Annotated in this window: 16 protein-coding genes and 3 pseudogenes; 12 read left to right on the top strand and 7 right to left on the bottom strand. The window is 70.2% G+C overall.

The features are described 5' to 3' along the window. Nucleotides 1-92 precede the first annotated feature (92 nt). The 6 genes and pseudogenes from ACQEVJ_RS36095 (at nucleotide 93) to ACQEVJ_RS36070 (ending at nucleotide 4,566) form a co-directional block, all read left to right on the top strand. A complete protein-coding gene (locus ACQEVJ_RS36095) occupies nucleotides 93-887 on the top strand; it encodes a lytic polysaccharide monooxygenase (RefSeq protein ID WP_433109014.1) in 795 nt (264 codons plus the stop codon). 187 nt (nucleotides 888-1,074) lie between these two features. Continuing rightward, nucleotides 1,075-1,287: pseudogene (locus ACQEVJ_RS36090) on the top strand (MFS transporter); the annotation flags it as partial. A 79-nt stretch (nucleotides 1,288-1,366) separates the two neighbouring features. Continuing rightward, a pseudogene (narJ, locus tag ACQEVJ_RS36085) lies at nucleotides 1,367-1,828 on the top strand (nitrate reductase molybdenum cofactor assembly chaperone); the annotation flags it as partial. Nucleotides 1,829-2,015: 187 nt separating this feature from the next. Further along, nucleotides 2,016-2,768 (top strand): respiratory nitrate reductase subunit gamma, encoded by a 753-nt coding sequence (gene narI, locus ACQEVJ_RS36080; protein ID WP_433109012.1) that lies wholly within the window; start codon nucleotides 2,016-2,018, stop codon nucleotides 2,766-2,768. Continuing rightward, nucleotides 2,765-2,950: a hypothetical protein gene (locus tag ACQEVJ_RS36075; protein WP_433109010.1), complete on the top strand. Its 186-nt coding sequence runs from the start codon at nucleotides 2,765-2,767 to the stop codon at nucleotides 2,948-2,950. The genes narI and ACQEVJ_RS36075 overlap by 4 nt, the downstream gene beginning before the upstream one ends. A 233-nt stretch (nucleotides 2,951-3,183) precedes the next feature. Next, nucleotides 3,184-4,566: a nitronate monooxygenase gene (locus tag ACQEVJ_RS36070; protein WP_433109008.1), complete on the top strand. Its 1,383-nt coding sequence runs from the start codon at nucleotides 3,184-3,186 to the stop codon at nucleotides 4,564-4,566. Nucleotides 4,567-4,652: 86 nt separating this feature from the next. On the opposite strand, the gene ACQEVJ_RS36065 is transcribed toward ACQEVJ_RS36070, so the two are convergent. Continuing rightward, entirely contained in the window at nucleotides 4,653-6,203 is a 1,551-nt protein-coding gene (locus ACQEVJ_RS36065) for a cellulase family glycosylhydrolase (protein ID WP_433109006.1), read from the bottom strand. A gap of 483 nt (nucleotides 6,204-6,686) precedes the next feature. Between ACQEVJ_RS36065 and ACQEVJ_RS36060 the strand changes: the two genes are divergently transcribed. Continuing rightward, nucleotides 6,687-7,703, top strand: coding sequence for a LacI family DNA-binding transcriptional regulator (locus ACQEVJ_RS36060; protein WP_433109004.1), 1,017 nt, complete (start codon nucleotides 6,687-6,689; stop codon nucleotides 7,701-7,703). A gap of 16 nt (nucleotides 7,704-7,719) precedes the next feature. Here ACQEVJ_RS36060 and ACQEVJ_RS36055 read toward each other — a convergent pair whose 3' ends face one another. The 4 genes from ACQEVJ_RS36055 to ACQEVJ_RS36040 form a co-directional block, all read right to left on the bottom strand. Then, a complete protein-coding gene (locus ACQEVJ_RS36055) occupies nucleotides 7,720-8,127 on the bottom strand; it encodes a hypothetical protein (protein ID WP_433109002.1) in 408 nt (135 codons plus the stop codon). A gap of 87 nt (nucleotides 8,128-8,214) precedes the next feature. After that, nucleotides 8,215-10,356, bottom strand: coding sequence for a CotH kinase family protein (locus tag ACQEVJ_RS36050; protein WP_433109000.1), 2,142 nt, complete (start codon nucleotides 10,354-10,356; stop codon nucleotides 8,215-8,217). Then, nucleotides 10,347-11,177: a polyphosphate polymerase domain-containing protein gene (locus tag ACQEVJ_RS36045; protein WP_433108998.1), complete on the bottom strand. Its 831-nt coding sequence runs from the start codon at nucleotides 11,175-11,177 to the stop codon at nucleotides 10,347-10,349. Before ACQEVJ_RS36045 ends, ACQEVJ_RS36050 begins: the two co-directional genes overlap by 10 nt. Continuing rightward, on the bottom strand, nucleotides 11,174-11,776 hold the full coding sequence (locus ACQEVJ_RS36040; RefSeq protein ID WP_433108996.1) for a DUF4956 domain-containing protein: 603 nt from the start codon (nucleotides 11,774-11,776) through the stop codon (nucleotides 11,174-11,176). Before ACQEVJ_RS36040 ends, ACQEVJ_RS36045 begins: the two co-directional genes overlap by 4 nt. Before the next feature lie 1,005 nt (nucleotides 11,777-12,781). On the opposite strand from ACQEVJ_RS36040, the gene ACQEVJ_RS36035 reads away from it, so the two are divergent. After that, nucleotides 12,782-14,176 (top strand): M14 family zinc carboxypeptidase, encoded by a 1,395-nt coding sequence (locus tag ACQEVJ_RS36035; RefSeq protein WP_433108994.1) that lies wholly within the window; start codon nucleotides 12,782-12,784, stop codon nucleotides 14,174-14,176. Between the two features lie 174 nt (nucleotides 14,177-14,350). Then, entirely contained in the window at nucleotides 14,351-15,241 is an 891-nt protein-coding gene (locus ACQEVJ_RS36030; RefSeq protein ID WP_433108992.1) for a MurR/RpiR family transcriptional regulator, read from the top strand. Here the strand turns inward: ACQEVJ_RS36030 and ACQEVJ_RS36025 are convergent. Continuing rightward, nucleotides 15,220-15,537, bottom strand: a complete 318-nt coding sequence (locus ACQEVJ_RS36025; protein ID WP_433108990.1) for an ArsR/SmtB family transcription factor — start codon at nucleotides 15,535-15,537, stop codon at nucleotides 15,220-15,222. The genes ACQEVJ_RS36030 and ACQEVJ_RS36025 overlap by 22 nt on opposite strands. Nucleotides 15,538-15,628: 91 nt before the next feature. Here ACQEVJ_RS36025 and ACQEVJ_RS36020 point away from each other — a divergent pair, with 91 nt between their 5' ends. From ACQEVJ_RS36020 to ACQEVJ_RS36010, 3 genes and pseudogenes are all read left to right on the top strand, one after another. Then, nucleotides 15,629-16,630: a zinc-dependent alcohol dehydrogenase family protein gene (locus ACQEVJ_RS36020; RefSeq protein ID WP_433108988.1), complete on the top strand. Its 1,002-nt coding sequence runs from the start codon at nucleotides 15,629-15,631 to the stop codon at nucleotides 16,628-16,630. 83 nt (nucleotides 16,631-16,713) lie between these two features. Next, nucleotides 16,714-17,121, top strand: a complete 408-nt coding sequence (locus ACQEVJ_RS36015; RefSeq protein WP_433108987.1) for a hypothetical protein — start codon at nucleotides 16,714-16,716, stop codon at nucleotides 17,119-17,121. A gap of 84 nt (nucleotides 17,122-17,205) precedes the next feature. Continuing rightward, nucleotides 17,206-18,143: pseudogene (locus ACQEVJ_RS36010) on the top strand (MBL fold metallo-hydrolase). An 8-nt stretch (nucleotides 18,144-18,151) separates the two neighbouring features. Here ACQEVJ_RS36010 and ACQEVJ_RS36005 read toward each other — a convergent pair. Further along, nucleotides 18,152-21,640, bottom strand: coding sequence for a discoidin domain-containing protein (locus ACQEVJ_RS36005; protein ID WP_433108986.1), 3,489 nt, complete (start codon nucleotides 21,638-21,640; stop codon nucleotides 18,152-18,154). Nucleotides 21,641-21,646 lie beyond the last annotated feature (6 nt).

Here is a 21,646-nt window from a genome sequence, read left to right as displayed (position 1 = left end):
CCCGTCTGTATCGGGATTCCACTACGGGGTTTATTGTTAGGAAACTTTCTTTTATATTAGCCTCACTACCCCCCAGCAAGAGGAAGCCTGACATGCGGAAACTGTTAGCGCCTCTGGCGGCGCTGGTCGTCGCCGCCACAACAGTGGTGGTGATCGCCTCGCCCGCCTCGGCCCACGGCTACATCTCGGACCCGCCGAGCCGGCAGGCCTGGTGCGCCGCCGGCAAGGTCCCCAACTGCGGTCAGATCATCTGGGAGCCGCAGAGCGTCGAGGGGCCCAAGGGCCTGCACAACTGCAGCGGCGGTGACGCCCGCTGGGCTCCGCTCGACGACGACAGCAAGCCCTGGCCCGTCACCACGGTCGGCGACACGGTCACCTTCAAGTGGCTGATCGAGGCCCGCCACGCCACCAGCACGTGGGAGTACTACATCGGCAACGAGCGGATCGCGGTCATCAACGACCACGGCAAGGAGCCTCCGGCCGTCGTCACGCACACGGTGAGCCTGGGCGGCAGGACCGGCCGGATCAAGCTGCTGGCCGTCTGGAACATCGCCGACACCGAGAACGCCTTCTACAACTGCGTCGACCTCCAGGTCGGCCCCGGCGGCCCCAGCCCCAGCCCGAGCCCCAGTCCCAGCCCGACGCCCTCGTCCTCGCCGAGTCCTTCCCCGACCCCGTCGCCCACCCGGTCACCCTCCCCGTCGCCCTCTCCGTCGCCCACCCCGACCCCTTCGGCGACGCCCGGCGGCGCCTGGACCGCAGGCACGTCCTACAAGGCCGGTGACCTGGTCACCTACAACGGGCGCACCTACCGGTGCGTCCAGGCGCACACCGCGCTGACCGGCTGGGAGCCGCCGAACGTCCCGGCGCTCTGGCAGGCCGTGTGACCCCTCCTCCAAAAGCCGGCGACCGGTCCTCGTGGCCGGTCGCCGGCGGCGGTGAGGGGTGACGCGGGGCCCGTACAGAGAGGTCAAAGGTCCCTGTCTCACTGATCTACCAGCCGGAGACGCTGTGTAAGCCCGGCGGTGACACCTCTGGTCGCCGCACCAGAGCGGATACACAGTGGAGGCAACCATGAGTGCGGGGGACGCGCCGGTCGGACAGCCGGACGCCCGACCGGCCGGCGGGCGTCCGGCGCTGATGCTGACCCTGGCCACGGTCGGCTTCGCGATCAACTTCTGGGCCTGGGCGCTGCTCAGCCCGCTGGCGCCGAAGTTCAAGGAGGCCCTGCACCTGAGCCCCTTCCAGCAGGCGCTGGTGGTGGCGGTGCCGGTGGTGGTCGGGTCGCTGGGCCGCATTCCGGTCGGTGCGCTGACGGACCGGTACGGCGGCCGCGTCATGTTCCCCCCGTGCAGCGGGGCCGGTCATGACCACACCGTCGATCGACACCGCCCCGGTGACGGCGGCCGACCGGACCCGGCTGTTCCAGCTCGCGTCGGTGCTGCTCACCTACCCGGACACCGAACTGCTCGGCACCCGCGACGAACTGCGCGCCGCCGCCGCCCGGATCGAGCACCCGCGGCTGCGCGGGCAGGCCGAGGAGTTCCTCGCCTGGCTGGCCGGCACCGCGCCGATCGACGTGCAGCGGCACTACGTGCAGACCTTCGACCTGCGCCGCCGATCCGGCCTCTACCTGACGTACTACCTGCACGGCGACACCCGCAAGCGGGGGATGGCGCTGCTCATCCTCAAGCAGCGCTACCGCGCCCACGGCCTGCGGCTGGCCGCCGGTGAACTGCCCGACCTGCTGCCCGTCGTGCTCGAGTTCGCCGCCACGGTCGGCCCCGGCGAAGGGGAGGCGCCGCTGCGCCAGCACCGGCGCGGCATCGAACTGCTGCGCGCCGCCCTCGCCGACCTCGGCACGCCGTACCACCTGCTCCTCGACGCCGTCACCGCCGTCCTGCCCGAGCTGACCGGCACCGACCGGGAGGCCGTCGCGGAACTGGCCCTCCGGACTCCCTCGGCGGCGTCGGCCTCGCCCCTTACCCCACCTGCCCCTCGCCGGAGGCCACGCGATGAACACCGTCGTCTGGATCGTCCTGCCGTACCTGTGCCTGGCGGTTTTCGTCGGCGGTCACGTGTGGCGGTGGCGCCACGACCAGTTCGGCTGGACCACGCACACCAGCCAGCTGTTGGAGAACCGGATCCTGCGCCTGGGATCGCCGCTGTTCCACCTCGGCGCGTTCGGGGTCATCGGCGGGCACGCCATGGGGCTGCTGGTGCCGGCCTCGGTGACCGAGGCGCTTCGGATCCCCGAGCACCTCTACCACCTGACCGCGGTCTGGGGCGGCACACTGACCGGCGCCATGCTCGTCGCCGGACTGGTCCTGCTCGTCGCCCGCCGCTTCGTCGACGGGCGGGTCCGGCGTAGGACCACCCCCATGGACAAGGTGCTCTACGTCGCCCTGACGGCCATGATCGCGCTCGGCATGACCGCCACGGTCGCCGTCAACCTGCTCGGCCACGGGTACGACTACCGGGAGACGATCGCCGTCTGGTTCCGCAGCGTGTTCTGGTTCTCCCCGCGCAGCGACCTGATGATAGGCGCGCCGCTGGTCTATCAGCTGCACGCCATCGGCGGCTTCCTGTTCCTGGCGTTGTGGCCCTTCACCCGGCTCGTCCACGTCTGGTCGGCGCCGCTCGCCTACCTGTGGCGCCCGTACGTCGTCTACCGCGCGCGCCGCGGGCCCGTGCCGGCCGCGCCGCTCGCACCGGCCGCCGTACGCGAGGCGACCCCCAGAACGGCATACGAGAGGAGCCACGGATGAGGTTCGTCAGAGAGATGGCGGCGGCGCTTTCGGCAGGCGCGGGCATCGCGATGCCGGCCGCGGGCCCGGTGCTGGTGGTCAAGGGCGGAAGGGCCCGGGCGGCGATCCGCGCCGAGCTTCGCGGCCAGGTGATCGCCTACCCGGAGAAGGAGTCCGCCGCCGCGCCGGCCTCGGACGGGTAGGCAGGAGGGACCCCTGCCCTCCTGGCCGGGGACCTTTGTCACTACAGCCCCCTCTCCGGCCGTGGTGGACTCCTGATCGGCCCCGCCGCGTCCTGCTGTCGGCGGGGCGTAGGCGAGAACCTGGGATTTTGGGGGGATGCGGGTTGTCCGACGCCGATCGCCGTATGGAAGGTTTCCCGGTAACGCGGACCGGGCCCGCGGACATGGCGCCGCCCGTCCTGATACAGGGCGGGATGGGCGTGGGGGTGTCCGGATGGCGCCTGGCACGTGCGGTGGCGAGCGCCGGCCAGCTCGGTGTGGTGTCGGGCACGGCGCTCGACATCATGTTGGCCCGCCGGCTGCAGCAGGGGGATCCGGGAGGGCATCTGCGCCGGGCGCTGGCCCGTTTCCCGGTCCCCGAGATCGCGGAGCGGGTCCTGGCCCGCTATTTCGTTCCCGGCGGGCCCGGCAGCGGCAGGCCGTACCGGCCGGTGCCGCGCCTGGGGCTGCGGCGCAGTCAGGCCGCGGACGAGCTGGCCGTGGTCGCCAACTTCGCCGAGGTCCTGCTCGCCAAGGAGGGGCACGACGGCCTGATCGGGGTCAACTACCTGGAGAAGATCCAGATGGCCACACCGGCCGCGGTCTACGGTGCGATGCTCGCCGGGGTCGACTACGTGCTGATGGGCGCCGGTATCCCGGCGGAGATCCCGCGGCTGCTCGACGATCTCGCGGCGCACCGGGCGGCGGAGATCTCGGTGACCGTGGCCGGCAGTGAGAAGCCGCACACGGTCGGCCTCGACCCGGTGGCGCTGCTCGGCGGGTCGCTCGCGCCACCGGCGCGGCCCCGGCTGCTGGCGATCGTCTCCTCGCACGTCCTGGCCGCCTACCTCGCGCGCTCGGCCGGCACCAGGCCCGACGGGTTCGTGATCGAGTCGCCGTCGGCGGGCGGCCACAGCGCGCCGCCGCGCGGCCGGTTGCGGCTGGACGAGGCGGGCGAACCCGTGTACGGCCCGCGCGACGAGGTGGACACCGGCAAGGTCGCGGCGCTCGGCCTGCCGTTCTGGCTCGCGGGCGGGTACGGCACGCCCGATGGGCTCGCCAGAGCGCTGGAGTTGGGAGCCGCCGGGATCCAGGTGGGGTCGGCGTTCGCACTGTGCCGGGAGTCCGGTCTGGACGACGGGCTCAGGCGGCGACTGCTGTGCGGCGCCGCCGACGGCACGCTGGAGGTTCGCAACGACCCCCACGCATCCCCTGCCGGGTTCCCCTTCAAGGTCGCCCATATCCCCGGCACGCTGTCCGACGCCGGCGTCTACGCGGAGCGGTCCCGGCTGTGCGACCTGGGCTACCTGCGCACGCCCTATCAGAAGCCGGACGGCGGGGTCGGCTACCGCTGCCCGGCGGAACCGGTGGAGACCTACGTCCGCAAGGGCGGTCGCGAGGAGGAGACCACCGAGCGGCGGTGCCTGTGCAACGGGCTGCTCGCCGCGATCGGCCTCGGGCAGCACCGCGCGGACGGTTATCCGGAGCCTCCGCTGCTCACCCTCGGCCAGGACACCGGCTTCCTCGACGGGCTGCCGGACGACTACTCGGCCGCCGATGTGGTGGACCGCATCCTGAAGGGGGCGAGCGCCTCATGAGCGTCCGCCGCATCCTGTGGATCGGCGACGGGCCCAGCCGAAGGGTGGCTGGGCCCGTGTGAATCACCTGTGGCGGGGACAGGGGATCACGCGTAGGGGTTCTGTGTCACCAGGTGGGCCTTGAATCCCTCGCCGAAGGTGCTGGTCGGAGTGCCGTTGGCGTCGGTGATGAGGACGTTGCCCGAGCTGTCGCAGGCTCCCCAGGCGTTCCAGGTCCAGGCGAGGTAACCGACACCGTTCGCGTCGGCCCAGTTCATGACCTTGTCTATGTAGTCGTGGGCGCAGGTGTTCTGGCCGATCTCACCGGCCACCACGGGCACCTTCGCGGCGACCGTGCCGATCGTGTTGTTCCAGCAGGTGGTGTCCACGCACCCGTTGAAGTTGTAGGAGTGCCAGGAGGCCATCAGGTTGCCGGTCGGGTCCTTCGGCTTGTAGTTCAGCCACTGGCTCAGGTCGTTGGTCCAGGTCAGACCGGCCGTCATGATGACGTTGGCGGCTCCGGTGGCACGGACCGCGTCGACCAGGGCCTGCATGCCGGCGACCTGGTAGCCGATTCCGGCGCAGGTGCCGCCGTCACGCAGGCAGGTCCACGCCGCGGTGGCGTCCGTCCAGTTGTTGGCCGCGTCCGGATAGGGCTCGTTGAACAGGTCGAAGATGACGGCGTTGTTGCCCTTGAAGGTGTTCGCCACCTGGGTCCAGAACGTCGGCGCGTACTTCGCGTCGGGCATGGGCTTCTGGCAGGTCGCCGCCACATCCGAGCAGCCCGCGCCCGTCCCCGTGTACTGGCCGTAGTTCCAGTGCATCTCGACGATCGGAGTGATCCCGTTGGCGATCAGCAGGTTCACGTAGTCCTTGACCGCCTGCTGGTAGGCCGCGCCGCTGGTTCCGCCCGAAGGCACGTTGCCGGTCGCCAGCCAGCACTCCTCGTTCAGCGGGATCCGCACCACATGGATGTTCCACGGCTTCATCGCGCTGACGGAGGCCTGATCCGCCGGGCCGTCCCACATGCCCCTGCCCTGGATGCAGGCGAACTCACCGCTGGAGCGGTTGACGCCCAGCAGCCGGTACGGCTTGCCGGCCGAAGTCACCAATGTGTTGCCCGAGACATGCAACTGCGGGGCCGGCCCGCCGGGCTGGGGGCTGGGAGACGGGGACGGGCTCGGACTTGGGCTGGGGCTTGGGGACGGGGATGGGCTCGGTTTCGGGGACGGGCTGGGGCTTGGGGACGCGCCGGTACAGGTGACGCCGTTGACGGTGAACGCGGCGGGAACCGGGTTGCTTCCGCTCCACTTGCCGATGAAGCCGATCGACACCGAGCCGTTGGAGGGAACGTTGCCGTTCCAGCTCAGGCTCTTGGCGGTGACGTGCGCGCCGGACTGCGACCAGTCGGCGTTCCAGCCGTTGCTCACGCCCTGACCAGCCGCAGGAAAGTCGAACTCCAACGTCCAGCTGGTCAGCGGGCCGCCGAGGCTGGTGATCGCGACGTCACCCTGGAAGCCGCCCTGCCACTCGCTGACGACCTTGTACTGCACCGAGCAGCCGCCGGGGGCGGCCGCGGCGGGGACGGATATCGCGGACATGCCTGCTGCAGCCAGCACTCCTGCGGCGGCTGCCGCGAATTTGACACGAAGTTGCATCGAAGCCTCCTTGCTGGGAACCGGACGGCCGTCGAGAGCAGCGCTGTGGATGAACGGTGGGTTACTTAAGGGCTTAAGTCAAGGCTGTCTCTTTGTGATGGTGCGAGGCGGGTCGGACGCGGAAAGCGACGGAAACGGTTCCTCATCGTCACACCCCGTGAGAAGCCGATCTGGACGTGCGGGTCCGTAAGCGGCTGCCAAAGTGTTCGAGGGCCGAAGCGCGTGATGCTCACGTCCTCGATGACGTGCGTGTACCGAGAAAGTTTCAGTAGGTCCCCAGATGTCGACCGCACGCCGGACGGTCGCCGTGTTCCTCGGCAGCCGCCATGGGCATCTCGCCGACGTGCTGCCTTAAGCGCTTAAGGGCCCTTGCTGTTCTTGCGGGCGCCCCCACCTCTCCGGGAGAGGCATGGGAAAAGCGATTCGGTGCTGTTCCTCTTCCGGCAGCGGTAACAAAATGGTCAGGACGTGAGGGGGGATGCGGTGAAGCGGCCGACCATCGCCGAGATCGCGGCAAGGGCCGGTGTCTCGATCGGCGCCGTGTCGTACGCGCTCAACGGACGGCCGGGGGTGTCCGCGGAAACCCGCAAACTCATCCTCGACATCGCCAACGAGATCGGCTGGCGGCCGAGCGTGGCGGCCAGGTCCCTGTCCGGATCCCGGGCGCACAGCGTCGGCCTGATCATCGCCCGCCCGGCGGACACGCTCGGTGTCGAGCCGTTCTTCATGCGGTTCATCGCCGGGCTGGAACGCGAACTGTCCGGGCGGCGCACCGCTCTGCTCCTGCAGGTCGTCGAGGACCACCGCGCTGCGATCGACGCGATGCGGCTCTGCTGGGCAGAACGGCGTGTCGACGGCATGGTCATCACCGACCTGTGGACAGAGGACGCGCGGATCCCGGTGCTCAAGGAACTCCAGATCCCGGCCGTTCTGGTCGGCCGGCCCCGGCCGGACACGGAGATACCCGCCGTCTGGACCGACGACGCGGCAGCCGTGGTCTCGGCGGTCGACTACCTCGTGGCGCTCGGACACCGCCGCATCGCCCGCGTCGCGGGGTTGTCCGCACTGGAGCACACCCAAGTGCGCATCGCGGCCTTCCGCCGGGCCGTGCTCGGTCACGGCCTCGGTGAACCACAGGTCATCGAGACCGACTACACCTGGGAGGAAGGCATGCGGGCCACGCGGACGCTGCTGTCCCGGCGCGACCGCCCGACCGCGATCATGTTCGACAACGACGTGATGGCCACCGCCGCGCTCAACGTGGCACAGGAAATGGGCGTCGCCGTGCCGGACGAGCTGTCGATCGTGGCCGGTGACGACTCGCAGCTGTGCGTGATGGTACGACCGGCGCTGACGGCGCTCTCGTGGGACATCCAGGCGTACGGCGTGCAGACCGCACGGGTGTTGGCAGACACGATCGACGACCGTTCCCCTGGCCCGCGACAGGTCAGCACGGCGAGTTTGGTCGTCCGGTCGAGCACCACCTCACCGCCGGCCTGACCGACCGGCGCTTGAGCTATGTGGCCGGCAGGGCTGTGGCCAGGAGCACGACGCCGAGCGAGCCGACGAGCGCGGCGGTGGCGAGCGCCCTCGCGACGGCCGGACGCCCGGTGCCGCTGGCCCAGCCGTGCAGCCCGGCCGCCAGCATCACCGCGCAGAACAGCAGGAGCTTCGCGGCCAGGATCCGCCCGTAACCCGGCTCCGCCAGTGCGGCCCAGGTGACGCCCTTGTGCACGGCGATGGCGACCCCGGTGGCGAGCTGGACGGGAAGGAACGCCGCGACGGTGAAGAGGCCGAACCGCCGTCCGACAGCGCCAAGCACGGTGGCCCGCCGCTCGGCGTCGAGCAGGCGGCGGGCCGACGGCAGCAGGACGAGCGAGACCGCCCGTCCGGCAGCAGGTCGCGCTCCTGATACGACCGCCACTGCCGCTCACGGTGATTCCTGCGCTGCGGGGCGCAATGAAGCACGAGGTCCCGTCCGACGGGCGGGACCTCGTCGATTCGCTTCACGTCACGGGCTGGTGCAGGTGGCCGCCGGGGTGGCAGAGGATCCTCCGCCGACGAAGCCGAAGGTCGTGGTCGCGTTGGCCGCGAGCGAGCCGTTCCACGACTCGTTGCGTACCGTCACAGTCGAGCCGGAGCCCGAGCGCACGCCTCCCCACAGCTGGGTGATGGTCTGCGAACCGGGCCAGGTCCAGTTCACGGTCCAGCCGTTGATCGCCGCGTTGCCCGCGCGCACCGTGACCTCACCCTGGAAGCCGTCGGGCCAGGAGTTGACCACCCGGAACGTCGCCGAGCATGCGCCGGACGGCGAGGGGCTCGGGCTCGGCGAGGGGCTCGGGCTCACGCTGGGCGACGGGCTCGGCGAGGGGCTCGGCGAGGGGCTGGGGCTGGGCGAGCGGCTTGGGCTCACGCTGGGCGACGGGCTGGGGCTGGGCGACGTGATCACACCGCCCCACCCCGCCGTCGAGTCCAGCCAGGCCGCGCGGCGCAGCATCCAGTCGCGCAGGTACTGCACCTGTCCCTGCCAGGTGGACGCGGTCGGGGTGTTGAAGAAGCCGATCGTGCGCGTCGTGAGGTTCGGCCAGCGCTGGAAGTTGCGCTGCGCGGCGTTGGTCAGCGGCTGGGCGAGAGCGTCGACCCTGCTCTGCAGCGCGGCGTCGGAGAGCACGCCGCGGCGCAGCGTCTGCCAGCGCGCCCTGACCTGGTCGACGAAGGCCGGATCCCGCATGAGCTGGGTGAACCAGTCGTTGGCGAGCGGCTGCCGGGTCTGCTGATACTGCCAGCCCGCGGTCTGGTCGTTCTGGAAGTACCCGCCCACGCCGAACGTGAGGTCGTAGTCCCACAGCGGACCGGCGAAGATCTTCGTGTCCCGGTCCTTGTAGAAATAGGCGCTGCGGACGTACGCGTCCATGTTCCGGCTCAGCTCGTAGATGATCATCTGGTCGATGAAGGAGCCCACGTCGATGTACGCCCGGTAGCCGGTGTTCGGGTCGGCGAAGTTCTGCGAGTGCAGCACGTTGTGGAATTCCTGGATGTAGCCCCGCAGCCAGTCCTTCTGCTGCGGCTGCGGTGACGAGGGATCGACCACTTCCAGGTAGTTCCAGCAGGTGGCCGCCGCCCCGGTGCACGGCAGCGTCGGCTCCTCCGCGGCCATCCACTCGAACTTCCAGATGTACCCGCCCTGGATCTTCGGCAGGGTCGTGTCGTCCTCGTGCAGCTTCTTGAGGTCGAGGCGGTTCTTCGAGTTCTTGATCGTCTCTTCGATCATGTAGACACCCATGTAGTCGTCGGCGCCCACCGGACCGGCGTCCGTGTTGAGGTAGAGCTCCACGAACCGATACCGGGGAACCTGCAGCCCCATCTGCTTGCCGAGGTCGTAGACCAGGGCTTCACGGATCAGCGACTTGTCGGGGAACGGCCCGCGCAGCACCCAGTCGGAGTCGGCCGGCATCCCCAGCACCGGGTAGTCGGCGTCGTCGTTGTCGTTGTCCCAGAACTCGAGGCGGTAGGGCGCCTTCTCGAACGAGGCCGACGACTGTCCCCGCAGATGGAATCCGGCGCGGGTGGCGACCGCCGGAGCCGCGGCCAGCGACGTCGTCGCCCCGCTGCCCGGCTCGAAGATCATGGTGGCGGCGTCGAGGTACTCCCTGCCGGGCTTGCCCTTGCCGTACGAGTCGATCAGGACCAGTGGCAGGTCGTGGGGCGTGGTGGTGCCGCGGGCGACGTACACGGCCGTTCCGGGCTTCCCGGACGCCGTGCCGCCGGCGAAGGCCTGTGCCCGCAACTGGGTGGTGCGGGTGAACTGCAGCGGCTGGCCCCCGTAGAGCGCCGACTGCGCGGTGGGGGGCGTCCCGTCCGTCGTGTAGCGGATCTGTGCGCCGCCGACCGCGGTGCTCAGCGACACCGACACCTGTCCCTGGAAGGTGCCGCTCGGCACGGAGAAGACGATGTCGCCGGTCAGGTCGTCCGCCGCGGCGGCCGCTGCGGCGGTGCCACCGGAAGCCGACTCGGCGCCCGCCGATGACGGGTACGCGTTGAGGGGTCCGGCGAGGAGCCCGGTGAGGAGCACGGTGAGGAGCACGGCGGCGACCGCGGTCCTCGTGATGCGGCGGGCCGCCGCGACGCCGGTGCTGCGGAGCGTCAGACGCACGATGCCTCCTGTTCGGGGTGGTGGGAGATGTCCGGCGCCGGGCCCATCGGCGACGCGGTGCCGCGGAAGTGGCGACGCAGCGTCCGCCGCCACGGCGCGTCGGGCAGGTCGGGGCGGAGCGCGGCCAGGCCGGTGGCGTACTTGGAGATGCGGGCGGGTCTCATCCCCGCCCGCCACAGCATGCGGTCGACCGGCGTGGCGGCCGAGGCGGTCTTGGTCTCGACCACGGCGAGGCCGGGCAGTCGCAGCGCGGAGTCGCCGTGCCGCCAGGCGAGTGCGGTGTCGACGGTGACCCGGCTCGCGGTGTCCGGCAGCAGCAGGGTGGCGCGGTGGTATTCGGTCACCAGGATCGGATCGAGGGAGCTCCTGGCGGCGGGACCGATCGACTCGCGGGCGAGTGCCTCGTCGACGAAGTCGCGCCCGGGGTCCACCGTGCCGCAGTCGCACGGGTCGTAGGGCAGCCGGTGTTTGGTGATGCTGCCCCGCGCGCCGTTGATTTTGACCTCCAGCCAGCTTTGGGCGGAGTCGAGATAGGTGCGGGTGCGCACCTTGAAACGCCGGCGCCTGCGATAGGCCGCGCAGTGGTAGCTGGCCAACTGAGGGGTGTCGAAATACACCGACTGGTAGCGGAAAGTGCGTTCGCCGTCGATGTCCAGCACCTGGGCGTACGGCATGAGCCGTTCCAGCAGACGGGGCAACGCCTCCGCCGGGACGAGGTACTTGCGGTCCACCCTGGTCTGCAACGCGGCCCGGTCGATGAGTTCGTCGAGCCCGACGGGGGCCAGTCGCGCCAGGGCCGGCCCGATGGGCATCGTGGTCATCGGTGCGCTCCGGCGTGTGCGGGTGTCTCGGGGCCGGTGGTCAGTGCCCGGTCGGTCAGCGCGTACCGGACGTCGACCAGGGTGGTCTCGTTGACCAGGTCGAGCCGCTGGACGGTGACGGCGTGCACCCGGGCGTCGAGGAGTTGTTCCAGGTGCGCGACGAGCGCGACATGGTCGGTGAAGGCCGATTCGAGCACCAGGATCTGGTGCCGGTAGTGCCGGAACAGCCGCCGGTGGTCGCCGAGGAACATCACCGCGAGGATGAGCGCCATCATGCCGCCGCTGAGCCACACCGAGCTGGTGCTCACCGCGCCGAGGATTCCCAGGGCGAGGGCGGAGAAGTAGTAGGCGACCTCGTGCTGGTCGAGTTCCGTCGAGCGCAGGCGGATGATCGACAGCACGCCGAACAACGCCATCCCCAGCCCGAGCCCGGCGCCGACGTTGCTGGCGCTCAGCGCGCTCGCCACGGCGAGGACGCCGATGTTGACCCCGAGGTAGGAGACGACCAGGTCGCGTCGGCGGTGTCGCGGGAAGTAGAGCCCGAAGACGAGCAACACCACTGCGCAGATGTCGATCGCGAACAGGACGAGCTGTGACATCACGGTCGTTCCTTCTGAGTCGCTGCCGGGTGGGCAGGGCACCGCCCGCTTCTTCAAGCAGGGCCGGCCGCCGAAACTTTCGGATGTATAGAGAAACTTTCGGGAACCCGTGCGGAACAATAGGTGAATCGCGGGTGTCGCGTCAATGAACATCTGATACGCCGTCGTGTCAGAAACGGAACAAGCTCCCTGGTCGGCCTTTACAAGAGGCGTGTACGTCGTCGTTCATCAAGAGCGAAGGGCGACCCGGAGAAGGGTGCACCCGTGTGAAACTTTCACCGTCCCCGGCTCGGAAATCGGGAGAATGTGATTACCGGATTGCTGGGCCGACGGGGCGGACAGGGTCGTGCCCGGAAGGCGTCCGGCGGTGCGGGGCGTCCCTGGTCGCCGGGACGACGGCGGCGTCCGCGCCCTCACGCCAGGGCGAAAACGAAGGCGGCAAGGACTAAGGCATCCGCCCGCTCGGGTGATTATTCGGCGCATCCGGCCGGATTCGCGCGCTGCCCCTCAGAATCGACTGCGTTGATCGACCACGGAGAAATGATTTCCCCCGGAAACAGCGCGACTGGGTCTTGGGTATTCGTCGCCGCGGATGCGGTCGACGCCGGTGCGCGAGACCGGTCACGCGGCCCGCCGTCCGCCACGCCCAACGACGGCGGTCGCTTCGCGGAGGGCCCTCGCGTGGTGTGCCGGTGCGGCCTGTCCGTCCTCCTCACCTCCACGACCACGACGGAGTGCGAAGAACCACGTGCCTGCCTTCCCGAATGTGCGGATCGAGGCCGTCCATGAAGGGTTGACAGGCTCATATTCAGCCCGCAGACTTACTGAAACTTTGCAGTCAGCGGCTGTTCGGGGGGCGTCGCGTACTGCCGAAAGACGGCTCGGAGAAAAGGATGCGTTTTCGTTTCCCGCTCGTCCGTGGCTGAGAAAGGTTTCAGTATGTCTTCAGGAGGCACGTCCCCCTCCACTGCCTCTGTCGTCCGGAAACGCGTTATCACGCTGGCGTTGGGCGTCGGCTTTCTGGGAGGTCTCGGCATTCCGGCCGCCGGTGCCAGCGCCGCCGCCACGTCGGACTCCCAGGCGATCGTTCAGCAGCAGGCGCCGAGCCTGCCCAGCGGGCGGACCACCTACCGGACGATCACGGACTACAACGACGAGATGCTGGCGCTGAGCGCCCGTCACCCCGGTCTCGTCAAGCACATCACGCTGCCGCACAAGACCCGCCAGGGCCGGGAGGTGTACGGCATCGAGGTCACCCACGACGTCGACGCCGCCGACGGCAAGCCGGTCCTGTTCATGATGGGCGTCCACCACGGCAACGAGTGGCCCTCCGGCGAGCACACGATGGAGTTCGCCTACGACCTCATCGACAACGACGGCAAGGACCCCGAGATCACGCGCCTGCTCGACAAGACGCGGGTCATCTTCGTCCCGGTCGTCAACGTCGACGGGTTCGTCATCAACAGGCGTACGAGCTGCGGACTGTCCCCGACGTGCGCGAGCAGCGCCGGCATCGACATCAACCGCAACTACCCCTTCGGCTGGGGCAGCAACGCCGGCTCCAACGCGACGACCCGCGGCCCGGGGCCCGGCTCCGAGCCCGAAGTGCAGAACATCATGGACCTGACCAAGAACAACCAGGTCACCGTCCTGATCACGAACCACACCTCCGGCCACACCGTCCTGCGTCCGCCACTGGAGAAGCGCGCGGGCGACACCCCGGACGAGGCCGTCTACGCCGCCCTGACCGACGCGATCACGGCCAAGAACGGCTACACCGGCATGAAGTCGGGCTTCGACTACGAGACGACCGGCGAGACCCCGGACTGGTCGTACTACGCGACCCGCGGCCTCGGGTTCACCTTCGAGATCATGAAGACCCAGTCGACCAACAACACCTACTCCGAGGTGATCGAGGACTACACGGGCACCGGTCGCTACGAGGGCAAGTCGAACCGCGAGGCGTTCATGGTGGCCCTGGAGTACGCGGCCGACCCGGCCGGGCACTCCGTCATCACCGGCAAGGCCCCGAAGGGCGCGGTCCTGAAGATCACCAAGGACTTCGACCTGTGGACCGCGCCGATCCGGCAGGCGAACAACGTCGTGGACGCACCCCAGAGGGTCCCCACCCACCTGGAGTCGACGCTGGTCGCCCCGACCAACGGCAAGTTCGCCTGGCACGTCAACCCGTCCGTACGGCCGGCTCCGGCCTACACCGAGACGGGCGTCGTCGCCACCGGGCCGGGCAACTTCATCAAGGAGAGCTGGACGCTCACCTGCGCCCGCCCGACCGGCGAGGTTCTCGAGACGGTGCACGTGACCGTCGACCGAGGCGAGCAGGTCGACGTGCGCCTGCAGGAGTGCAAGACCAGGTTCAACGGCAACGGCCCGAAGAACTGACCGACCGACATCATCACCACGCAGCGAAGCCGGGCGGTCCCGAAAGGGGCCGCCCGGCGGCGTTGCACCCGGCAGGCGCTTCGCGATTCATGAGTAAGGCGACCGGCCCGGCGCTGCCGGGCGGTGAACGATCACCGGGTCCCCTCACTCCACGAAGAAGGGAAGTGTTCCAGGATGAGGCACATCCCAGAGACCGGCCGGTCGCTCGCCGTGCTGGACGCCACCCGGATCGTCGCGAACCTGCGGGCGCTCTTCGACGGCCATCGCCTCTCGCCGTCACAACGCCGGATCGCGCGCTACCTGCTCGACAACGCGCAGGAGGCCGTCTTCTTCACCAGTGCGGACCTCGCCGAGCGCGTCGGCGTCAGCCAGCCGTCGGTCACGCGCTTCGCCGCCGCGCTCGGGTTCCGCGGGTTCCCGGAGTTCCGGGAGGCGCTGCGCACGTCCGTGTTCGGCGAACGGCCGCCGGCCACGAAGGGCGACCGCTACAACGAGATCCAGGAGCTGGTCAACTCCGAGATCCGCGACCTGGAACGGCTGCGCGACGGCCTTGCCGATCCCGGCCAGCTCCGCCGGGTGGCCGGCCGGCTGGCCAGATCGAGCCCGCTCCTGGTCATGGGCCTGCGGATCAGCGCGCCCTTGGCGCATCTGTTCGGCTACCTCGCCGAGAAGGTGCTCCCGGACGTACGCGTACTGGACGTGCCGGGCTCGATCCTGGAAGACCGGCTGAGCAGGGCGGCCGAGTCGGGCGCCGAATGGGTGCTCGCCATCGGCCTGCCGCGCTATCCGCGTGAGCTGGCGGAGGGGCTCGTCTGGGCGCGGCGGGTCCGGCTGAAGGTCGCCCTCGTCACCGATCAGCCGGTGGGCCGGCTCACCGACCTCGCGGACGAGGTCCTGCTGGCCCCGGTGAGCTCGGGCTTCGCGTTCGACTCCCACGCCGGCCCGACGGTCCTGTGCACCGCGCTGCTGCACACCATGCTGGACACCCTCGCCGCAGAGGGCCAGGCCCGGCTGGAGGCGTTCGACGACAGGGCCGCGGAGCGTCAGGTCTTCCTCACCGGCTGACCCGTGAGGGCGTCGAGCAGGCCGGGGAACACCTCGTCCATCTCGTCGCGGCGCAGGGAGTTCATCCGCGACGTCCCGACGTAGTACTGCCGGATCAGGCCCGCCTCACGCAGCACGTTGAAGTGGTGGGTGGCGGTGGACTTGCTGACCGGGATGTCGAAACCCCCACAGGGGATGTCCACGCCGGAGGCGTCGAGTTGCGCGACGATGCGCCGGCGTACCGGATCGACGAGGGCCTCCAGCACCTGCTGGAGGTCGAACTGTGACACCTCTGGATGCGGCGGCGTACGTCCCATGGCCCCATAGTACGACATCCATCAAAGTTTGACATCGATCGTACTTCGGCCGCAGAGTGGACCGCGATCACGACGAACGGAGGACGGCGACATGTCGAAGACTGTGCGGTTCCACGAGACCGGCGGGCCCGAGGTGCTGCGGCTGGACGACCTGGAGCCGGGCGAGCCGGGGCCGGGCGAGGTGCGGATCCGGGTGGAGGCGATCGGCGTCAACAGGGCCGAGATCCTGTTCCGGCGCGACCGGTACATCGAGCCGGTGAAGCATCTGCCCGCCACGCTCGGCACCGAGGCGGCCGGTGTGGTGGAGGCGGTCGGCCCGGAGGTGGCCGGATTCACGGAGGGCCAGGCGGTCAGCGTCCTGCCGGGCTTCTTCTCGCAGAACGACTACGGCGTCTACGCCGAGCGGACGATCGTGCCGGCGTCGGCGCTCCTGTCCCGCCCCGACGGGATGGACGCGGTCACCGGTGCGGCGGTGTGGATGCCCTATCTCACGGCCTACGGCGCGATGGCGGAGGTGGCCGGGATGCGGGCGGGCGACGTGGCGGTGGTCACCGCGGCGTCCAGCAGCATCGGCCTGGCCGCGATCCACACGGCCAACCGCATCGGGGCCAGGCCGATCGCCGTCACCCGCACCCGCGCCAAGAGGCAGCGGCTGATCGAGGAGGGCGCGGCCGAGGTCGTCGTCTCCGACGAGGAGGACATCGCGGGGCGGGTGCTGGAGCTGACCGACGGCAGGGGCGCCGAGTACGTCTTCGACGCCGTCGCCGGACCGGGAGTGACGGAACTGGCCAGGGTCGTCGCCTCCGGTGGGACGTTGGTGCTATGGGGTGCGCAGAGCGGGCAGCCGACGCCCTATCCGGGGTTCGACCTGGGCATGCCCGCGCTGAACATGCGTACGTACACGGTGCTGGAAATCACCAAGGACCCCGAGCGGATGCGTCGCGCCGCCGCCTTCGTGGCCTCGGGCCTGCGTACGGGCGTCTTCCGCCCGGTGGTGGACCGCCTGTTCCCGCTGGAGGAGGTCGTGCAGGCCCACCGGCACATGGAGTCCGGCACCCAGATCGGCAAGATCGTGCTCACCGTGGACCGCTGAACTTCCAAGGCCGCCCGTGGCGGGCCCAGCACGCTTATAGAACTACGGTCTCCGACTTCACGATCAGCGGTCCCCAGCTGACGGTGAACATCGGCCCGCTGTTCTACGTGCTCAACCCCTCCCGCTACTACGACTCCACAACCTCGACCCACCTGGCCCGCCAGGTCGACCTCTGCTACGACGGCATTCGCGGCCAGTACTGCGACCAGGTCCGCCAGATCACCCAGCAGACCGGCCAGCGGGTCGCCTGGGACGATGCGCGCTCGCCGTTCAAGGGCACGCTCCGCGAATATCGGCCGGGCACGTTCTCGGTGCGCAACAGCCGCCCGGCCACCGTCTACACCGACGTGTACGGCCGCAACGCGTCGGCCACGCCGTTCCCCGGCTCGATCAAGCAGTACTTCTCCGGCAACCACGCTGCGATCTACGTCAGGGGCGCGACGCGGGACTACGCGGCGAACTCCGCCGACCAGATCCACGCGCCGAACTGACCGGCCGTCCCGGACCCGCGGTGGGCTCGCCCACCGCGGGTCCCTCCGTCGGTAGGGTCCCCTGGGTAGGACCCGGCGAGAGGAATCGTGAACGTGGTGGAGCGGGCCGACGCGGCGGGGCTGCACGAGGTGGGGCCGGGGATCTTCGCCTGGGTGCAGCCGGACGGCACCTGGTGGCTGAACAACGCCGGAGCCGTGGCAGGCGACGGCGGCGTCCTGATCGTCGACACCTGCGCGACCGAGGCGCGCACCCGGCGGTTTCTCGGCGCGGTCGCCGCAGCGACGGCCGGCGCCCCGGTCAGGATGGCGGTGAACACCCACCAGCACGGGGATCACTGCTACGGCAACAGCCTGCTCCCGGATGAAACGGTCGTCTTCGGGCACGCGGCGATGAGAGAGGCGTTGCTGGCCGATCCGATCATCGACGGCTGCCCGCCGGTGTGGACGCCGGTGCCCGACTGGGGACACGTGACGCGCCGCCCGCCGTCGGTGGTGTTCACCTCCGAGCTGACCGTCCATCTCGGGGCGCGCCGCGTCGAACTGCGACACCCCGGCCACGCGGCCCACACCCCCGGGGACGTGGTGGCGTGGCTCCCCGGCGAACGGGTGCTGTTCGCCGGGGACCTGCTGTTCAACGGGCTCACGCCGCTGGTGCTGATGGGGTCGCTCGAGGGGCGTTGCGGTCGCTGGACTGGCTGGCCGCCTTCGAACCCGAGCACGTCGTGCCGGGACACGGGCCGCTCGCCACCGCCTCCGAGCTGCCGGAGATTCTGGCCGCGCACGAGCGGTACTACCGCTTCGTCCTCGACGCCGCCCGGGCGGGACGTGAGAACGGGCTCACCCCGCTGGCCGCCGCGCAGGCGGCCGACCTGGGCGAGTTCGCCGGATGGGCGGACGCCGAGCGCCTTGTGCTCAATCTGCACCGTGCCTATGCCGAGGCCGAAGGCGGCGAGGTGGATCTCCTCGCCGCCTTGGGCGACGCCATGACCTGGCACGGCGGGCCGCTGCCCACTTCAGTCTGAAGCGGGCGTCACGACCAGCCCTGCAGGCCCGCTGCGTAGGGATAGAGGGGGTTCCCGTAGGTGGTGGGGACGGTCTGGCCCGCGTCGATGCGGGCCCGGATCTCCGACCGCTGGGCGGCGGTCGCGCCCAGGTCGTAGGGGATGTTCCAGTCCTCGACCGCGTCGGCGAGCACGTCGCCGCCGCCCGGCTTGAGGATCTGGTCGAGGCTGCGCGGCAGCTGCCACGGCAGGCGTCCGCGCGGCGTGTAGTCGCCGAACAGGAGGCTCGCCGTGGCCGGGCCGACCTCCTCACCGCCCCGGTACGTCACCACGATGGCGTCGGCCAGGCCGTTCCACTCGGTGATGACGATGGGCCGGGGGAGGGTCAGCACGACGACCACCGGAATGCCCTGGTTCTTGAAGTTCTGGATGACGGCCAGCTGGTCGGCGGGCATCTGGGGCTGCTCCTTCACCCAGGCGGTGGCGTGCGTGTAGGTCGGCTCGCCGACCGCCACGATCGCGAGCTTCGGCGAGGGCCCGGTGTCCTGGTAGACGTTGACGCCCGCGGTCGCCGCCCGCGCCTTGACCGCGTCGAGGAGGGTCTGCGAGCCGTACTCCTGGTGGAAGTAGCTCGTCCAGATGCAGCAGGCCGTTCCGTCGGTGGCCCGCGGACCGGCCACCACCACGTTGTCGCCCGCCTTGAGCTTCAGCGGCAGCACGCCGTTGTTCTTGAGCAGCGTGACGGACTCCCGGGCGGCCTGGTTGGCGAGCGCGACGTACGACGGCTGGTGGAAGCGGTAGGGACCGTTCACCGGGTCGCCGTACGGGTGCTCGAACACGCCGAGCGTGAACTTCAGGCGCAGGATCCGGGTCACCGCGTCGTTGATCCGCGCGATCGGGACATTTGCGAGGAAGGTCGCCATGGTGAACCCGGTGGCTCCGGGGTCGGCTCCGCCCATCACGTCGGAGCCGGCGTTCGCGGCCTTGACCCAGACCGAGGACGGCAGCCAGTCGGTGGTGATGAGACCGGTGTAGCCGAGGTTGCCCCGCAGGTAGTCGAGGATCGGCTTGCTGTCGCCCGCGCCCGAGCCGCCCGGGTCGAGGTAGGAGCTCCCGGCGTATCCCGGCATGATGTTGACGGCGCCGGCCTCCATCGCGGCCCTGAACGGGATCATGTGGTACTTGATCGTCACCGCGTCGTAGGTGATCCCGGCCTCGCCGCCCGCGCCCTCGCCCGGCCAGTGCTTGACGGTCGCCAGCACGGAGGCGGGGTTGAGCTCGGGGCCGCCCTGGAGCCCGGCCACCAGCGCGCGAACCTGGGCGGCCGCGACGTCGGCGTTCTCGCCGTTGCCCTCCTGGATGCGGGGGTAGAGGACCTTGGTGCCGACCTCGGCGAGCGGGCCGAGCAGGCCGCGCGCCCCGACCTCCAGCTCCTCGCGGCGCTGCATGTCGCCGAGCTTGTAGTCGAGCGCGTAGTCCTTGCCCGCCGCGAGCGCGCTCTGGAGCGGGTAGGTGGTCTGGTATCCGGCGATGGTGTCGCCCGCCGAGACGGGCGGGATGCCGAGCCGGGTTCCTGACGCGCCCAGCAGGACGGCGTGCAGGTCGTTCGGCAACGCCGGGCCGAAGTGCCAGCCCGAGAGCGGGTAGGTCTGGGCGTTGTAGAACATCTGGTACGCCTTCTCCTCGGGGGTCATCCTGCCGAGAAGGTCGTTGACTCGGGTTTCGACGGGCAGCCGCCAGTTCTCGTACGGCTCGATCGTGCCGTTCTTGTTGAGGTCGCGGGCGCCGTTGACGATCGGGACGCCGTCGGCGACCTGCTCGATGTCGGGCAGGTAGAGGCTGAAGGTGCGGATGTTCGACGTCGTCCTGGCGCCCGAGCCGCTCACCGCGACGACGAACCACTTGTACGTCCACCGGTCGGGGATGTCCCAGGTGGGCGTGTAGCTCGTGCCGGTCGGCTCGGCGACCTTGGTGTAGAGGTCGATCAGGTTGCCCGAGGCGGTGAAGTCGTAGTCGGTGCGGCTGACGTTAAGCCAGACCTCGTAGCGCACCGCGCCGGAGACGGCCGCCCAGGAGAGCGCGGGCCGCCGGGTGTCGGTGACCATGGCCTTGTCGGCGGGGGCGGACAGCGCGAACTGGCCGGTGGTCGCTGGGGCCTTGGTGGGCGGGGACAGCAGGGGAGCGGTCGTGGCCGCCGTGTCCACGGTGCCGAAGACCTGGAACTCCCACAGCGAGTAGCCGTAGCCGGTCGCCCGGGCCGTGCCGACGAAGCGGACGTAGCGGCCGTCGCCGGTGACGTTCAGGTTCTCGACGCCGCCCCTGCCGCTGGTCGTCGTGTAGATCGGCGTCCATGACGTGCCGTTGGCGGACACCTCGATCCGGTAGCCGGCGGCGTACGCGGACTCCCAGTTGAGCGTGACGCCGGTGATGTGCCCGGCGCCGCCGAGGTCGACCCGCAGCCACTGGTCGTCGGAGTACTGGCTCGACCAGCGGGTCGTCGTCCGCCCGTCGAGCGCCGCCGCCGGGGCGTTGCCGCCCTCCCACGACGAGGCCGTCACCTGCTTGTACGCGGAGATCGGCGTGCCGCTCGGCGGAGGGTTGCCATCGCCGCCGCCGCTCGTGTGGACGGCGAACTCCCACAGCGAGTAGCCGTAGCCGGTGGCGCGGGCGGTGCCGTACAGGCGGACGTACCGGCCCGAGCCGGTCACGTCGAGGGTCTGCGTGCCGCCGGTGCCGGTGGTGGTGGAGTAGAGGTCGGTCCAGGTGGTGGCGTTGTCGGACACCTGGATCTTGAAGGCCGTGGCGTAGGCCGCCTCCCAGGTCAGGACGACCTTGCAGATCGTCTTGGCCGAGCCGAGGTCCACCTGGAGCCACTGGGGGTCGGCGGCGGCGCTGGACCAGCGGGTGCCGGGGTCGCCGTCCACCGCCGCGGACGCGGGCGTCCCGGCGTTCTCGGTGGACGAGGCGGTCGCGGGCCGGTTCAGCGCGGAGTTGGGGCCGGTGCAACCCGAGGACGTGCCGGTGGTGCCGTAGACCTGGAACTCCCACAGCGAGTAGCCGTAGCCGGTGGCGCGGGCGGTGCCGTACACGCGGACGTAGCGGCCGGTGCCGGTGACGGTGAGGTTCTGAACGCCGCCGGTCGCGGTGGTGGTGGAGTAGAGGTCGGTCCAGGTAGTGGCGTCGGCCGACACCTGGATCTTGAACGACGTGGCGTAGGCGGCCTCCCAGTTGAGGGTGACCTGGCTCAACGTCGCCGTGGTCCCGAGGTCGACCTGGAGCCACTGCGGGTCGGTGAACGCGCTGGACCACCGGGTGCCGGTGTCGCCGTCCACCGCCGCCGAGGCGGGGGTGCCGGCGTTCTCTGCGGACGAGGCCGTCGCGGTCTTGCCCTGCGACAGCAGGACGGGCGCGGCGTGCGCGGGCCCGGCGACGACGCTCGCGAGCAGCGCCAGCGCCACCGCCAGGACGAGAGCCAGGACGAGGGGCAGCGCGCGCCGGAGCGGAAGGGTGTGTTTCATGGCGTC

The organism is Microbispora sp. CA-102843, from assembly GCF_050936215.1.
In the GTDB taxonomy this organism is placed as follows: Bacteria; Actinomycetota; Actinomycetes; order Streptosporangiales; family Streptosporangiaceae; genus Microbispora.
This window is presented reverse-complemented; position numbering and strand designations above follow the sequence as displayed.